17 protein-coding genes and 1 other RNA gene are annotated in these 15,066 nt (G+C 40.7%); 15 read left to right on the top strand and 3 right to left on the bottom strand.

All coding sequences use genetic code 11. The features are described from left to right. Positions 1–22 precede the first annotated feature (22 nt). Positions 23–1,396 (bottom strand): dicarboxylate/amino acid:cation symporter, encoded by a 1,374-nt coding sequence (locus WC743_RS26085; protein ID WP_373016493.1) that lies wholly within the window; start codon positions 1,394–1,396, stop codon positions 23–25. Positions 1,397–1,459: 63 nt separating this feature from the next. Between WC743_RS26085 and WC743_RS26080 the strand changes: the two genes are divergently transcribed. Genes WC743_RS26080 through WC743_RS26065 form a run of 4 tightly spaced genes read left to right on the top strand, consistent with a single transcriptional unit; the run spans position 1,460 to position 3,622 of the window. Next, entirely contained in the window at positions 1,460–1,987 is a 528-nt protein-coding gene (locus tag WC743_RS26080) for a hypothetical protein (RefSeq protein ID WP_373016492.1), read from the top strand. 42 nt (positions 1,988–2,029) lie between these two features. Continuing rightward, positions 2,030–2,527, top strand: coding sequence for an RNA polymerase sigma factor (locus tag WC743_RS26075; protein ID WP_373016491.1), 498 nt, complete (start codon positions 2,030–2,032; stop codon positions 2,525–2,527). Next, complete coding sequence (locus WC743_RS26070; RefSeq protein ID WP_373016490.1) at positions 2,514–3,104, top strand: hypothetical protein; 591 nt, start codon at positions 2,514–2,516, stop codon at positions 3,102–3,104. Before WC743_RS26075 ends, WC743_RS26070 begins: the two co-directional genes overlap by 14 nt. Before the next feature lie 8 nt (positions 3,105–3,112). Beyond that, positions 3,113–3,622, top strand: a complete 510-nt coding sequence (locus tag WC743_RS26065; protein ID WP_373016489.1) for a GNAT family N-acetyltransferase — start codon at positions 3,113–3,115, stop codon at positions 3,620–3,622. 237 nt (positions 3,623–3,859) lie between these two features. Here WC743_RS26065 and dinB read toward each other — a convergent pair whose 3' ends face one another. Then, entirely contained in the window at positions 3,860–5,044 is a 1,185-nt protein-coding gene (gene dinB / locus WC743_RS26060) for a DNA polymerase IV (RefSeq protein ID WP_373016488.1), read from the bottom strand. A 71-nt stretch (positions 5,045–5,115) separates the two neighbouring features. Between dinB and WC743_RS26055 the strand changes: the two genes are divergently transcribed. From WC743_RS26055 to WC743_RS26040, 4 genes are all read left to right on the top strand, one after another. Next, positions 5,116–5,772, top strand: coding sequence for a 2'-5' RNA ligase family protein (locus WC743_RS26055; protein ID WP_373016487.1), 657 nt, complete (start codon positions 5,116–5,118; stop codon positions 5,770–5,772). Between the two features lie 68 nt (positions 5,773–5,840). Further along, complete coding sequence (locus tag WC743_RS26050) at positions 5,841–6,662, top strand: hypothetical protein (RefSeq protein WP_373016486.1); 822 nt, start codon at positions 5,841–5,843, stop codon at positions 6,660–6,662. A 162-nt stretch (positions 6,663–6,824) separates the two neighbouring features. Next, positions 6,825–6,923: signal recognition particle sRNA small type (gene ffs, locus WC743_RS26045), an RNA gene on the top strand. 142 nt (positions 6,924–7,065) lie between these two features. Then, positions 7,066–8,022, top strand: a complete 957-nt coding sequence (locus WC743_RS26040; RefSeq protein WP_373016485.1) for a YpdA family putative bacillithiol disulfide reductase — start codon at positions 7,066–7,068, stop codon at positions 8,020–8,022. Positions 8,023–8,105: 83 nt separating this feature from the next. Here the strand turns inward: WC743_RS26040 and WC743_RS26035 are convergent, their stop codons facing one another. Further along, positions 8,106–8,264, bottom strand: a complete 159-nt coding sequence (locus WC743_RS26035; RefSeq protein ID WP_373016484.1) for a hypothetical protein — start codon at positions 8,262–8,264, stop codon at positions 8,106–8,108. A 127-nt stretch (positions 8,265–8,391) separates the two neighbouring features. On the opposite strand from WC743_RS26035, the gene WC743_RS26030 reads away from it, so the two are divergent. The 7 genes from WC743_RS26030 (at position 8,392) to WC743_RS26000 (ending at position 14,699) form a co-directional block, all read left to right on the top strand. Continuing rightward, entirely contained in the window at positions 8,392–9,045 is a 654-nt protein-coding gene (locus WC743_RS26030; protein WP_373016483.1) for a GNAT family N-acetyltransferase, read from the top strand. A gap of 142 nt (positions 9,046–9,187) precedes the next feature. Beyond that, the gene (gene argG / locus WC743_RS26025) at positions 9,188–10,402 is read left to right on the top strand and encodes an argininosuccinate synthase (RefSeq protein WP_373016482.1); all 1,215 of its coding nucleotides are present in this window, start codon (positions 9,188–9,190) and stop codon (positions 10,400–10,402) included. A gap of 5 nt (positions 10,403–10,407) precedes the next feature. Then, positions 10,408–10,821, top strand: coding sequence for a cupin domain-containing protein (locus WC743_RS26020; protein WP_373016481.1), 414 nt, complete (start codon positions 10,408–10,410; stop codon positions 10,819–10,821). Positions 10,822–10,860: 39 nt separating this feature from the next. After that, positions 10,861–11,895: an N-acetyl-gamma-glutamyl-phosphate reductase gene (gene argC / locus WC743_RS26015; RefSeq protein ID WP_373016480.1), complete on the top strand. Its 1,035-nt coding sequence runs from the start codon at positions 10,861–10,863 to the stop codon at positions 11,893–11,895. A 63-nt stretch (positions 11,896–11,958) separates the two neighbouring features. Beyond that, positions 11,959–13,089 (top strand): aspartate aminotransferase family protein, encoded by a 1,131-nt coding sequence (locus WC743_RS26010; RefSeq protein ID WP_373016479.1) that lies wholly within the window; start codon positions 11,959–11,961, stop codon positions 13,087–13,089. Positions 13,090–13,135: 46 nt separating this feature from the next. After that, complete coding sequence (locus tag WC743_RS26005) at positions 13,136–14,083, top strand: acetylornithine carbamoyltransferase (protein ID WP_373016478.1); 948 nt, start codon at positions 13,136–13,138, stop codon at positions 14,081–14,083. 1 nt (position 14,084) lies between these two features. Next, positions 14,085–14,699 (top strand): FMN-binding negative transcriptional regulator, encoded by a 615-nt coding sequence (locus WC743_RS26000; RefSeq protein WP_373016477.1) that lies wholly within the window; start codon positions 14,085–14,087, stop codon positions 14,697–14,699. The last annotated feature ends 367 nt before the right edge of the window (positions 14,700–15,066 follow it).

The raw sequence follows: 15,066 nt of genomic DNA, 5'->3' as shown, positions 1-15,066 counted from the left end.
AATTCACTAAATCACTCAATCACTAATGCTTCAGCTCTCCCTCCCACTTACTTACAACCGCGGTTGCCATAGCATTACCCAATACATTGGTAGCAGAACGGCCCATATCCAGTAACGGATCAATACCTATAAGTAAAGCCAAACCGGCTTCTGGTATATTAAACAACGACATGGTGCCGGCTATTACAACCAGCGATGCACGCGGTACACCAGCAATACCCTTACTGGTTATCATTAATATAAGCAGCATGGTTATTTGTTGCTCAAAAGACAAATGGATATTATATGATTGCGCCAAAAATAACGACGCAAAGGTCATATACATCATCGATCCATCCAAATTAAAAGAATAACCTAACGGCAGCACAAAGCTTACAATTTTGTTATTACAGCCAAAGCGTTCCAGCTCAAGCAATACTTTTGGATAAGCGGCTTCGCTTGTTGATGTACTAAAGGCTATCAGCATAGCATCTTTAATGTTACTTACCAGGTTAAAGGCACGTTTCTTTAACACCACAAACCCGGCGAATATGATCACCATCCACAATATCACCAGCGAGAAATAAAACTCCCCTATAAATATGGCGTAGGTAGATAGTATGCCCAACCCCTGCTTAGCTATAATGGCCGTTATAGCACCAAAAACCGCTAATGGCGCAAGCTGCATTACATAGCCTGTTATTTTTAAGATAACATGAGAGATAGCATCCAGCGCTTTTATTACAACCTCGCCTTTTTCGCCAATGGCAGCCGTAGCCACACCAAAGAATAACGAGAACACCACTATCTGTAGTATCTCATTATTGGCCATAGCCTCTGTAAAACTCTTAGGGAAAACGTGACCTATAAAGTCGCGCAGCGATAATGCTGATTTTTTAATATCAGTAGTTAAATTGCTATCTGGCAGTGGTAAATGCATCGCTTTGCCCGGTTCAAAAAAGTTAACCAGTATCATACCTAATAATAAGGATATCAGCGTTGCGCTTAAAAACCAAAGCAGCGTTTTACCGCCAATACGGCCCACAGCTTTAATATCGCCCACTTTGGCAACACCCACCACAAGCGTAGTGAACACCAGCGGGGCCACTATCATTTTTATCAGCCGGAGAAAAATATCACTCAAAACTGTAAAACCAACCAGCTTATCCTCACGGGCTGTGTCACTTTCTTTACGCAGCTTAACCTGTGTGGTGCGTTCTGCCTTAAGTGCCTTGTAATTGGCCGTGGTTGAATCTTTAATTAGCAATATTTGCCCATCTATAGATTTTATATTGGCCTCGGCAGCGCTTATTTTGGTATTAATATTGTTAATTACCGTAGCATTGTAAATGTATCCGGCTATTACGCCTAATACAAGTGCTACAAAAATGTACATGGTTAGTTTGCTTCTTTGCATCTGATTAATTAGAGGCGCTAAACTACAAAATTTACTATGTTGCAGAAACATTAAAATATACCTATGAGTATCACTGCCTACGGGTTACAGCAAATTAAAAAAGAACTGCAGCATTTGCCGCCAGAACAGCTTGCCGAGCTATGCCTGCGTTTGGTACGTTACAAAAAAGAAAACAAAGAATTACTGGCCTATCTGCTCTTTGAGGCGCATAACGAGCATGATTTTATTGAAAGCATAAAGGCCGAAGCCGGTTTTATGTTTAGTCAGCTGCCTGCCCAAAGTTATTTTACAGCTAAAGGGTTACGCAAAATTTTAAAGATGCTTACCAAGTACACCAAGTTTATTGGATCAAAACCGGCGGAGATTGAGCTGCTTTTAAATTTTTGCCAAAACTACCTTCAATACGTGGTGAAGCAAACGGCGTATAAACCAATCCGCTTAATATTTACCCGGCAGGTAGAAAAGATCCGCGCATCTATAGATAAGTTACACGAGGACCTTCAATTTGATTATAGCCAGGATTATAACAAGCTGCTGGACGATGCGGACAATAAATTTTCATGGTTAAATAAAAAAAGTTACCTGTTGTAACATTTATAGCGTTAATTTGTCAAACCGTAAATTAACTAACAAGTGGCGAGCAGAGAAGAAGCTTTCAGGGAAATATATGAAGCCAATTCAAAAAAGATATTCCATTTGTGCTATGGTTATACCGGTGATGACGATGCTGCAAACGACCTGTTGCAGGAAACTTTTTTAAAAGTTTGGCAAAACCTTCACAAATTCCGTAACCAGGCATTAATATCAACCTGGATCTATCGTATTGCTGTAAACACCTGTTTAACTTATCTACGATCAGAAAAACGCCAGGCTAAAGACGAGCTTACACCGCAGATAGCTGAGAACAAAAGAGAAGAGTTTTCAGAAAAGAACGAGCAGGTAGCTTTGTTATATAAGTGTATATCAAAACTGGAGGAATCAGAAAGAATTATAATAACGTTGGTGCTTGATGAAGTGCCGTATCCTGAAATTGCTGAGGTTTCGGGTATATCAGAGGGGAATTTGAGAGTGAAGATATATCGCATTAAACAAAAATTGACAGAGTTATACAATCAATATGAAAGACTTTGATCATTTAGTTTCGGTTTGGCAGGGACAGCCAAAGCAGGAACATCCTTCGGTAGATGAAGTACTAAAACAGGTGAAGAAGGATATTCGCGGGATAACATCAAGGATGTACTGGGCTATAGTTACCATGACAGCAACTATGATCGGGGCTTTTATTTTAATGTTTTTTATGGCGTTTAAATCGCCGGCAACCACAATAGGGATCTTAATTATTGTAATTACCATAGCGCTTTACCTGTACATGATTGTAAGGCACTACCACATCTTAAACAAACGCGATCTTACCCAAAACCCTACAGATTATTTAGACAGCTTAAAGGAGTATCAAAAAAACCGCACTAAAGTAGTTGGCTGGTTCTATTACATATATATACTATTATTAAGCGCGGGTTTAGGACTTTATTTTATTGAGATACTTGAAAATGCATCATTAACGTTTAAGCTGGCTACTTATGGCTTTACGTTTATATGGTTTATGTTTACCACCTTTTACCTTAAACCACGCATGTTTAAGAACGAAGAGGAGAAACTGAACCTGATGATTGACCGCTTAGAGCGCCTGCAGGAACAATTTGATTAATTGCAGCCATGCAAATTATACCTGTTACATATAATGATGCAGTAGTTTTGCTTGAGCTGAGCAGAAAAACTTTCTTTGATGCTTTTTCGCATCTGAACAGTGCGGCCGATATGGAAACATATGCGGTTAATGCTTTTACCCTTCAAAAATTTCAGAACGAACTTAATAACCCCGATTCCCTCTTTTATTTTGCTATGGTGGATGGTAATATTGCCGGTTATCTTAAAATAAACCTCAATACCGCCCAAACCGAACTACAGGACCCTAATGCCCTTGAAGTAGAACGCATTTATGTGTTGAAAGAGTACCAGGGGCAACGGATAGGCAATAAGCTTTTAGATTTTGCAATTGATATCGCCATTAATAAAAGGCTTACCTATATATGGCTTGGTGTATGGGAACACAATGCCGGGGCAATTCGCTTGTATGAAAGTAAAGGGTTTAAAGCTTTCAGCAGCCATCCGTTTGTTTTAGGAAACGATGAACAGACAGATCTGTTAATGCGGAAGGAATTATAGTAATCCAGTCGCTCTGTTCTTACTCACAAGTGTTGGAGGATGAAAAAAACAATGGATATGTGCGATTCCCTCCCAACGGGAGGGTGCAGGGAGGGGTTTATGCGATATGCATTGGCGTAAATAACCCCTACCCATCACTTCACAGGCAGCCGCCCCCTTCCCCAAGGAAGGGGGTTTGGGTGTAATGCAAATCATCCCAACACGTGTACGCTTCAACCAGGCGGCTGCATAAAGCCACTATTCCTTCAAAAACGGATTAAATGTTCTGGCTCCAATTTCCATTCCTGCTGCCCGGCAAACCGTTTTATCACCAAACCTAAAATTGATATTATCCATGGCCTGGTAAAGGCGAATGCGCTCCTCATTGTCTTCAAACAGGTTTATTTGATAGCTGCCGGTGCAAAGGTTACTTAGCTTCACGCCTATCAGCCTTATTGGCCGGTGCTGGTTCCATGCTTTGGCGAGCAGGTTTTTAATCCCTGGTATCAGAATATGCTCGGCAGCGGTTAATGCTATTTTCTGCTGTTGGGTATGGGTATCAAAATTGGCATAGCGGATCTTAATAGCCAGGCATGACGATACCTTGTTCTCCCGTCTTAGCTTCCCCGCCAGCTCTTCGGTCATGCTTACCAGGATAGTTTCAAGCGTGCGTTTATCGGCTACGTCACTTTCAAAAGTATGCTCTGTCGAGATTGATTTTCGGTCACTATGCGGCACTATTTCGCTGTCATCAATACCATTGGCCTTATTGTAGATGTAAGTGCCCATCTTGCCGAAAACGGTCTCCAGAAATCTCGGGTTTACGCGTTGCAGGTCGCCTATTTTTTCAATACCGTATTGATAAAGTTTTTGGCAGGTATTTTCGCCCAGGCCCGGAATTTTTTTAATAGGTAACGGGGCTAAAAATTCTTTCTCTTTACCATGTTGGATCCAAAGTTGTCCGTTGGGTTTTGCCTGGTTGGTAGCCATTTTAGCAATGGTTTTGCCCGATGCCATTCCGAAGGAGATGGGCAGCCCTGTTTCCCTTATCACGCGTTGCCGCAGGTCGCATGCCAGTTTGTATGGGTCGTGAAAGCGTTCCATGCCCGATAAGTCGATATAAAACTCATCTACCGAAGTCTTTTGATAAAGTGGAACTGATCTGTGGATGATCTCCGTAACCTCTCGTGATGCCTCAGAATAGCGCCCATGCGTACCGTGTATTACAATAGCATGCGGACAAAGCTTTAGCGCCTGCCGTGTGGGCATAGCTGAATGTACGCCAAACGCACGCGCTTCATAGCTGCAGGAAGCCACTACTCCCCTCTCTGCCGAGCCGCCTATAATAACCGCCTTGCCAATAAGCGAAGGGTTAAATTTACGCTCTACAGATACGAAGAATGAATCGAGGTCGATATGTACAATATGCCGTTTAGCATCCATATACAAATATGAAAATATAATTTGAATTACTAAAATTATTAGCAAAATTTGTGTCGATAATTCACAGATCTATGACCAGCTATGCCGACTATCTTTTCCTGCTCTCGCCCCCGGAGGCTATTAAACACGAGATCTCCCGCTATAAAAAAGCATCGGCAAGATTAATAGGTGATTATAAAAGTATGGACTCACCGGCACATATATCTCTCTTGCATGTAGAGCGGCAGAAACCTTTTTTTGCTAACACCACCGTTGGGCAAATGGAAAAGAAATTGTACATAATGCCGCCGGTTTTGCTGCATGTAGATGGCTTTAGATATTTTACGCATCTGCATAGTAAAATGACTATATATGCCCATATCCGTTCAACTCCGGCGGTTGAAGCATGGTTTACGCTGTTAAAGAAAAACCTTAACATCAAAAAAGCGCTGATACCGCATATCACAGTTGCAAGGGATATCCCCGAAGCTGATTTTAATACCCTGTGGCCGCATTTCCGCCATAAAAAACTGGTTGAGCCTTTCTGGATAAATGAATTGAAGATAGTTCAGCGCGAGACCTTTGGAAGTTTCCCCAAATGGGCGCCTTATAAAACTTTCCAGTTTAGAGGGACGAAGAGTTTTGAGAATTTGGTGAATGGTGTAGAGAAGTTGCCGGAGGTAACGGATGAATTAGAGCAAAGAAGCTTGTTTGACAATAATTACCTTTATAAAATAAATAAGCGTTAGTAATATAGCGAATTCTAATTATTCAAACATCTTTGTGATATTTACATAAAATAATATATATAATATTTATGAAAGAAATATTTGAAAGCATATCCAAATTCGGCTGGGCAGTAATTGCATCCTGTATTACGTTTATTGTATATGTTTTCCTTGAAAAGTTCAAATCAAGATGGTCTATATTCAGTTTTACAAGAAGTTTTAATTCACTTGCAACATCAATTAACGACAATTTTTATGGGAGCATAAAAATCTTTTATAACGAAACACGTGCGGTTAACCATTTAAACTTTATTACCGTAAATATAAAAAATGAAAGTAATACTGATTTTGAAGATGTAAATATAAAATGTTGGGTTGATGGTGATAGTAACATTTTGACTTTTAATTCGAATCATGATCAATATCAAACTATAATTTTTATGGAGGATACCTTTCAAGTTTCAAAAAACGAAATAGTTGATAAAGTAGAAAATTATAATTTATCAAAGCAAGAAGGAGATATAATGCCTAAAGATCTCGAAGATAGCTTTAACTTTTTTTTAAGAAATGTGGTTTGGCATATACCTGTATGGAATAGAAAAGATTCCATAACTTTTAATCTCCTTGTTGAGAATTTAAAAGGCCAAGTCCCATTGATTAGACATCCAATAGAAAAAAAATCTATCAAGCTCATTGAAGCAGAAAGTTTGGAAAGTAAGAATAATCGCTTAGGAAAATGGATGCTAATAAATGGATATATAATTTATATAATTTTTACAGCAATGTTTTTATCAAATATGTCTTTCGATAAAAGTACAGTTATAGCTTTTGCAGTTTTGGGAGGTCTTTATATATGGATTGGATTGTTTTTATATCAATTATTTCAGTACACAAAATCTTTCTTTAGATAGCCATTTTGGTCGCCTTTGTAAATATAAATATTTGTTAAACACAATCGAGTTTATCATCGACTCCAAAACCGTTACCATAATATATCCCCTGATTATCAACTCATAACCCCTTTTTTAACAATTTCTTAACCAAAAGCGCATCATTTTCCTATATTTGCGCCGGGGTAAGTCTTTTACGGCCAGCTCCTCTTGAACTCCCCCAGGGTGGGAACGCAGCAAGGGTAGAGAGTTGAGCGGCGCGATAAAAGTAGCTTACCCTTTTTTTATTTTTCATCTTTTTTATTTTTTTAATGGGAGATGAAGCTATAATTAGCCTTTTTTAACAAAATAACTAATTATGGTCTTTTTTTGACACTCTACAAAACCAATAGCACTATATTGGTTTTTATTATTTAAACTCTTAATGTTAGATATACTCATCATAGGCGGCGGCCCCATTGGTATAGCATGCGGATTAGCAGCTCAAAAAGCCAACCTTAGTTTTGTAATAGTCGAAAAAGGCTGCCTGGTAAATTCGCTGTACAACTATCCTTCTACCATGACATTCTTCTCTACATCAGAAAAACTGGAAATTGGTGGGGTGCCTTTTGTTACTGTACATAATAAACCAACCCGGAATGATGCACTGGAATATTACCGGCGGGTTGCCCTCTCTAATCATCTGCCCCTAAATTTATTTGAAGAGGTTACCAATGTTATTGCCGTAGATGGTGGCTATACTATTACTACTTCAAAAGCAATTTATCAGGCTAAAAAGGTAATTCTTTCTACCGGTTTTTATGATATAGCCGTGAACCTTGATATCCCTGGCGAAAACCTGCCTAAAGTGAAGCATTACTACCAGGACCCGCATTATTATACTTTGCAAAAGGTTGTAGTAGTAGGTTCAAGCAATTCGGCTATTGATGTGGCTTTAGAAACCTACCGTAAAGGCGCCGAGGTTTCCCTTGTTGTTCGCGGCCCTGAAATTAGCAACAGGGTTAAATACTGGGTACGGCCCGATATTATTAACCGTTTAAAAGAAGGCAGTATTAAAGCTTATTTTAATTCAAACCTTGAAGCTGTGCGCGAAAATGAGGTTGATATTAAAACTCCCGAAGGATTGATCACCATTCCTAATGATTTTGTAATGGCCATGACGGGTTATAAACCCAACTTTGATTTTTTAGCCAAACTGGGTATCAAACTCTCTAAAGATAAATTCATCCCAGAGTATAATCACGAAACAATGGAAACCAACCAGCCGGGTATGTACCTTGCCGGTGTAGTTTGCGGCGGATTGGATACACACCTATGGTTTATTGAAAACTCCCGCATTCATGCGGATATGATCATAAATGATATTGTAAGTAAGCGGTAATATGGGTTCAATGTGCAAGATAATTGTTCGTATTACTTAACCTGAATATCATAATAAAAGTTTTTTCTTGCATAAGTAAATTATTATGCAATAATTTGCACAAAATTTAAAAACAACAAATTCATAAAAATGAATATTGAAAACTCAAACATGACGGCTGTCAGAGCAAAATTTGCTCCGGTTGCTGCTGCTTTAGTTTCTTTTGTTTTGTTATTCTTCCCCAGCCGACGACGGGTGTTCATCCCGCGGGTTTGAATCAGGTTTTAATTCTCATCCAAACAAAGAAGTGTTATTAAACTTCTTTAACCATTGTCCCTCTAATTATCCTGGCCGGTAAAGCCAATAATTTAACGGTAATTTTTCATTATAATGACCATACAAGATTTTGACATAACGGTAGCTACTGCACAACATGCAGACTTTGCCCCTATGATCTGCAATGAAATGGCAGAATCGGCAAAGGCACGCGGAACCGGAATCGCACAGCGCTCACCGGAATATGTCGCCAATAAAATGCTGGAAGGCAAGGCAGTAATTGCTTTGCATAAAGACGGTACCTGGGCAGGTTTTTGTTATATCGAAACCTGGAGCCACGGCGATTTCGTAGCCAACTCGGGTTTAATTGTAAACCCGCTTTATCGTAAAGCTGGTTTGGCAAAGGCTATCAAGCACAAAATATTCGATCTGTCGCGTAAAAAATATCCTCACGCTAAAATATTTGGTTTAACTACAGGCCTGGCGGTAATGAAGATCAATTCGGAGATTGGTTATGAGCCGGTAACTTACTCGGAGCTTACCCAGGACGAGAACTTTTGGGCCGGATGCAAAAGCTGCGTGAACTATGATATTTTGATGAGCAAAGATCGTAAGAATTGCATGTGCACCGCCATGCTTTTTGATCCGGAAGTGATACAAAAGCAATACGAAGAGAAAATGAAGAAGATAACGCATAAAGCGACACTGCTTGAGCGTATAGAAGCGGCCATCAAGAAAAGAATGGAAAAAATTATAGCGTTTAATTAAGATAATTCGAGACACAAATGTAGAGACATAATATTTTATGTCTCTGGAGATAATTTGAGACGCAAGATATTACGCCTCTACAGAATAATAACATCAACTAATGTAGAGGCAAAATATTTTGTGTCTCTGAGATAAATATACCATGAAAAAGAAAGTAGTACTGGCATACAGCGGCGGATTAGATACATCATTTTGCTGCATTTATTTAACACGCGATCTGGGTTACGAGGTTCACTCGGTAATTGTAAATACAGGTGGTTTTAGCGAAGAAGAACTGAAAGGTGTTGAAGAACGCGCTTACCAAATGGGCGTAACATCACACCACGTGGTTGATGAAACCGAAAACTTTTATAATACCTGCGTGCGTTACCTTATATATGGTAACGTGTTAAAAAACAACACCTACCCACTTTCTGTAAGTGCCGAACGTGTTAGTCAGGCTACAGCAATAGCCAACTACGCCAAAGAAATTGGTGCCGAGTATGTTGCCCATGGCAGCACAGGTGCCGGTAATGACCAGGTACGCTTTGATATGATCTTCAATATCCTTGTGCCCGAAGTGCAGATCATCACCCCTATCCGTGATTTGAAACTGAGCCGTGAAGAAGAAATTGAATATCTGAAAAAACACGGCGTTGAAATGAACTTCGAAAAGGCAAAGTATTCTATCAACAAAGGTATTTGGGGAACATCTGTAGGCGGTAAAGAAACGTTGACCTCTAACCTGGGCTTGCCTGAAGAAGCATGGCCTACACAGGTTACCGAAACCGAACCCAGAGCTATAGAATTAACTTTTGAAGCGGGCGAACTGGTTGGTATAGATAACGAAAGATACGACCACCCCACCAAAGCGATACAGGCACTACAAGCCATTGCACAACCTTACGGCATTGGCCGTGATATCCACGTGGGCGATACTATTATTGGCATAAAAGGCCGTGTAGGTTTTGAAGCTGCTGCCCCAATGGTGATCATTAAAGCGCACCATACTTTAGAGAAACATGTGCTAACTAAATGGCAATTATCATGGAAAGATCAGTTATCATCTTTCTATGGCAATTGGCTGCACGAAGGTCAGTTTCACGACCCTATCATGCGCAATATGGAAGCTTTCCTTACAGATACGCAGAAGAATGTGAGCGGTAAAGTTTTTGTTCAGCTGTACCCATATCGTTTCCAGGTGATTGGTATTGAGTCTGACCATGACCTGATGTCGAACAAGTTTGGCAGCTACGGCGAGATGAATAACTCCTGGAGCGGAGAAGACGTTAAAGGTTTCTCCAAAATATTTGGTAACCAGGTAATGATATATCATAAAGTAAATACCCCCCAGCCCCCTGAAGGGGGAGCTGAATAAGCTAAATGAATAAAGAAATGGAAAATGATGATAACATTCCTAATACTTCTACTCCCCCTTTAGGGGGCGGGGGGGCTATTGTTTTTTCTAGAAGTGAATGCCTGAGCCAGTACAGGTGGGGCGATGACTGCCACGGCTGGAACTTTGTTGATACGGATGCATTATCTGTAAAACAAGAGTTAATGCCGCCTGATACTGCCGAGCAGCTTCACTATCATGAAAAAGCAACTCAGTTATTCTTTATCTTAAAAGGCAGGGCCATAATAACCATTGATGGTGTAGAAAGTATGCTGAAACCGGAGCAGGGTATCCTGATCAACCCCGGTCAAAAGCATTTCATCAGCAATAAAGACCAGGCCGACCTGGAGTTTATATTATACTCATATCCATCTACAAAAAATGATCGGATAAATCTTTAACCCCCTAAACCCCTGAAGGGGAAACTAAAGTTGAATAACATGAGCAATCAAACTATAGATAATAAAGACACTTCTACTCCCCCTTCAGGGGGGCGGGGGGTTAAAGCAGGTATTGTTGGCGGCGCCGGCTATACAGGCGGCGAAATGCTGCGGATACTCATTAACCACCCCAATGTGGAAATTGTATTTGTGCACAGCAACAGCAACGCGGGTAACCATGTATACGAAGTGCATACTGACCTGTTTGGTGACACCGACCTGCAATTTGCATCGGAACTATCCAATAGCATTGATGTTTTGTTTTTATGCGTTGGCCATGGCGATGCTAAAAAGTTTTTAGAAGCCAACAATATTCCTGATCATATTAAGATTATTGATTTAAGTCAGGATTTTAGATTGAGTCAAACTTCAACAATAAAAGGCAAGCGCTTTGTTTACGGTTTGCCTGAACTGAACCGTGAGGCTATTAAAACTGCCGGTAACATAGCTAACCCGGGTTGCTTTGCTACCTGTTTGCAATTAGGCCTGTTGCCACTTGCCGGTAAAGGTTTGCTTAATAACGAGGTGCATGTTACAGCTACTACAGGTTCAACAGGTGCAGGACAAAGTCCATCGGCTACCACCCATTTTACCTGGAGGAATGATAACCTATCGGTTTACAAAGCATTTAATCATCAGCATTTAAATGAGATCGGGCAGTCGCTGAAACAATTGCAGGCTGGCTTTGATAAGGAAATTAATTTTGTTCCCTATCGTGGTGGTTTTACCCGTGGCATAATAGCATCTATATATACGGAAAGTGACCTTACCGAAGCGGAAGCTTTAAAGCTTTATCAAGAATATTATGCGGGCCATCCGTTTACGCATGTTACCAGTAAAGATATCGACTTAAAGCAAATTGTAAATACCAATAAATGCTTTGTACAAGTTAAGAAACATGGTAATAAAATATTCATTATCAGCATAATGGATAACTTACTTAAAGGGGCATCCGGGCAGGCGGTTCAAAATATGAACCTGATGTTTGGCCTGGATGAACGCGCAGGGTTACGACTTAAGGCGACTGGCTTTTAAGCCATTCGCCGTATTAGCACTGTTATTATTTAAGTATCCCATTACCTTTTTTCCTTAAAAAAAATGAAATTATTCGACGTATATCCAATCAATCCAATAAATATAGTTAAAGGCCAGGGCAGCCTGGTTTATGATGATAAAGGCACCGAGTATCTTGACCTTTACGGCGGGCACGCGGTTATCTCTATCGGGCACACGCATCACCATTATGTAACCCGGTTAGAAGATCAGCTGCATAAAATTGGCTTTTATTCAAATTCCATCGAGATCCCCCTGCAAACACAACTGGCCGAAAAGCTGGGACATGTATCGGGCAAGGAAGATTACCAGTTATTTTTGTGTAACTCCGGTGCTGAAGCTAACGAAAATGCTTTAAAACTGGCCTCGTTCTATAACGGTAAAAAGAAAGTTATCGCTTTCAGCAAGGCTTTCCATGGCCGTACCTCACTGGCTGTAGCGGTTACTGACAATCCAAAAATAGTTGCCCCTATCAACGAAACAGATAATGTAATTTTCTTGCCCTGGAATGATGAAGCAGCTTTAGAGCAGGCATTTTCAGCAAACGAGATCTCATCTGTTATTATTGAAGGGATACAGGGAGTTGGCGGTATACAGGTTGCCCCTGTTAGTTTCCTGCAAAAAATAAGGTCGCTTTGCGATGAACATAATGCTGTTTTTATTGCAGATTCAGTACAATGCGGTTATGGCCGTACCGGTAAGTTCTTCTCACATGATTTTGCGGGCATTAATGCCGATATCTATTCAATGGCTAAAGGTATGGGTAATGGTTTCCCTGTTGGGGGGATAATTATATCGCCAAAAATACAGCCTGCTTATGGTATGCTGGGTACTACATTTGGCGGTAACCATTTAGCTTGCGCGGCGGGTTTAGCTGTATTAGAAGTAATTGAACGGGATAACCTGATGCAAAACGCGGCCGAAGTGGGCGGCTACCTGATAGAAGAATTAAAGAAATTTGATAAAGTAAAAGAAGTACGTGGCCGTGGCTTAATGATAGGTATTGATTTACCTGATGAATTAAATAACGTTAAAAAGGACCTGCTGTTTAAACACCATATTTTTACCGGCGAGGCAAAACCAAACGTGGTAAGGCTTTTACCTGCATTAAATTTAACCAAAGCACATGCCGACAGGTTCCTGGAAGCATTTTTAACAACATTAAATAACTCTTAGGTTAACACATTAATTATAATTTTACAAATAGATAGTACCGAGGCTAATGAAAATATTTTCTTCTGTAAATGATGTTAAGGATATCCCCGCTTTAGTGGGCGAAGCTTTAAAACTGAAAAAAGATCCTTTTGCTTTTCAGCATCTTGGTAAAAATAAAACCTTGTGCCTTGTTTTTTTAAACCCAAGCTTGCGCACCCGCATAAGCACCCAAAAGGCTGCTTTAAATTTAGGCATGAACGTTATTGTGCTGAACATTGATAAAGAAGGCTGGGCGCTTGAACTGCGGGATGGTGTTGTAATGAACGGTACCACCGTTGAGCATATTCGTGAAGCTGCAGGGGTTATGGGCGAATATTCTGATATTATTGGTGTACGTTCTTTCCCCGGTTTAAAAAATCGGGAAGAGGATTACAGCGAGCATATTTTTAACAAGTTTGTTGAGTTTTGTAAAGTGCCTGTGGTTAGTTTAGAATCGGCTACCCGCCACCCGTTACAGAGCCTTGCCGACCTGGTAACTATTGAAGAACTGAAAACAGTTAGCCGCCCCAAGGTAGTATTAACCTGGGCGCCGCATATAAAGCCCCTGCCACAGGCTGTACCCAATTCTTTTGCCGAATGGATGTGCAAGGCTAATGTTGACTTTACCATCGCTCATCCGGCAGGATATGAGCTTTCTGCAGACTTTACCAATGGTGCAACTATCACACACAATCAGGATGAAGCGATAAAGGATGCGGATTTTATCTATGTAAAAAACTGGTCGGCTTATGAGCCTTATGGTGCAGTTACCACAGGCAATGAAGACTGGATGCTGACCAACGAAAAATTGAAACAGGCACCTAATGCAAAAGTAATGCATTGCTTACCGGTGAGGCGCAACCTGGAGCTATCTGACGAGGTATTAGACGGGCCACAAGCAGTAGTGATACATGAAGCCGGCAACCGTGTTTGGGCCGCCCAGGCAGTACTTAAACAAATGCTGGAAGGTTTGTAAAATGTATACCCCAAAATACAACCAGATAACCAATACACAGGAAGCTGTAGACTTTATGCAGAAGTACGGCTTTGCCACTATTGTTACGGTTGTAAATGGAATGCCCACAGCTACGCACCTGCCATTTATTGTTGAGCAGCGCGGCAATCAGGTTGTTTTGATATCTCACTTTGCAAAAGCCAATCACCAGTCGGCAGATGTTTTTGCTTGTACCCCATTAGTGATCTTTACCGAGCCGCACGCCTATATATCTCCTGCTCATTACGAAAAAGAATTAAACGTACCTACCTGGAATTATCTGGCTGTGCACGCTTACGGCAAAGCCACTTTAATAGACAACAAAACACAGGTTGCCGAACTGCTCGAAAAAATGATTGGCTTTTATGAAGCCGGTTACATGCAGCAATGGAACAACCTGCCTGATGATTATAAAACCAAAATGATGAATGGCATAGTAGCCTTTGAGATTGTGGTGGATGATTTGCAGGGCAAAAGCAAGCTGAGCCAAAACAGAACCCAACAGGAGAGGAAAAATATCATCAACTCTTTTGCAAAATCTGCCGACAAGAACGAGCAGGAAATTGCTGAGTACATGAAAAAGCTTGATAAGGATTAGTTCGCATACCAACTCCACATTTTGGTGTCCTCACCAAAATCTTTAGGCAAGTCGCCGAGTACAATTATTTGTGAGGACACAAACAGCGGGTAAGTTATAGATCACAGCCCAACTCCACATTTTGGTGTTCTCACCAAAATCTTTAGGCAAGTCACCGAGTGCAATTATTTATGAGGACATAAACAGCGGGGTAGGTTATCTATCACAGCCCAACTCCGCATTTCGGTGTCCTCACCAAAATCTTTAGGCAAGTCGCCGGGTGCAATTATTTGTGCGCTTACAAACAGCGGGGTAGGTTATCTATCACAGCCCAACTCCGCATTTCGGTGTCCTCACCGAAATCTTTAGGCAAGTCCCCGTGTGCAAA

Source organism: Mucilaginibacter sp., from assembly GCF_041660805.1.
Classification (GTDB): domain Bacteria; phylum Bacteroidota; class Bacteroidia; order Sphingobacteriales; family Sphingobacteriaceae; genus Mucilaginibacter.
This window is presented reverse-complemented; position numbering and strand designations above follow the sequence as displayed.

What these genes read in the sequence shown, in the direction of transcription:
- WC743_RS26085 (WP_373016493.1), bottom strand. Translation starts at nt 1,396, where the DNA reads ATGCAAAGAAGCAAACTAACCATGTACATTTTTGTAGCACTTGTATTA.
- WC743_RS26080 (WP_373016492.1), top strand. Translation starts at nt 1,460, where the DNA reads ATGAGTATCACTGCCTACGGGTTACAGCAAATTAAAAAAGAACTGCAG.
- WC743_RS26070 (WP_373016490.1), top strand. Translation starts at nt 2,514, where the DNA reads ATGAAAGACTTTGATCATTTAGTTTCGGTTTGGCAGGGACAGCCAAAG.
- WC743_RS26065 (WP_373016489.1), top strand. Translation starts at nt 3,113, where the DNA reads ATGCAAATTATACCTGTTACATATAATGATGCAGTAGTTTTGCTTGAG.
- dinB (WP_373016488.1), bottom strand. Translation starts at nt 5,044, where the DNA reads ATGGATGCTAAACGGCATATTGTACATATCGACCTCGATTCATTCTTC.
- WC743_RS26055 (WP_373016487.1), top strand. Translation starts at nt 5,116, where the DNA reads ATGACCAGCTATGCCGACTATCTTTTCCTGCTCTCGCCCCCGGAGGCT.
- WC743_RS26050 (WP_373016486.1), top strand. Translation starts at nt 5,841, where the DNA reads ATGAAAGAAATATTTGAAAGCATATCCAAATTCGGCTGGGCAGTAATT.
- WC743_RS26040 (WP_373016485.1), top strand. Translation starts at nt 7,066, where the DNA reads ATGTTAGATATACTCATCATAGGCGGCGGCCCCATTGGTATAGCATGC.
- WC743_RS26035 (WP_373016484.1), bottom strand. Translation starts at nt 8,264, where the DNA reads ATGAACACCCGTCGTCGGCTGGGGAAGAATAACAAAACAAAAGAAACT.
- WC743_RS26030 (WP_373016483.1), top strand. Translation starts at nt 8,392, where the DNA reads ATGACCATACAAGATTTTGACATAACGGTAGCTACTGCACAACATGCA.
- argG (WP_373016482.1), top strand. Translation starts at nt 9,188, where the DNA reads ATGAAAAAGAAAGTAGTACTGGCATACAGCGGCGGATTAGATACATCA.
- WC743_RS26020 (WP_373016481.1), top strand. Translation starts at nt 10,408, where the DNA reads ATGAATAAAGAAATGGAAAATGATGATAACATTCCTAATACTTCTACT.
- argC (WP_373016480.1), top strand. Translation starts at nt 10,861, where the DNA reads ATGAGCAATCAAACTATAGATAATAAAGACACTTCTACTCCCCCTTCA.
- WC743_RS26010 (WP_373016479.1), top strand. Translation starts at nt 11,959, where the DNA reads ATGAAATTATTCGACGTATATCCAATCAATCCAATAAATATAGTTAAA.
- WC743_RS26005 (WP_373016478.1), top strand. Translation starts at nt 13,136, where the DNA reads ATGAAAATATTTTCTTCTGTAAATGATGTTAAGGATATCCCCGCTTTA.
- WC743_RS26000 (WP_373016477.1), top strand. Translation starts at nt 14,085, where the DNA reads ATGTATACCCCAAAATACAACCAGATAACCAATACACAGGAAGCTGTA.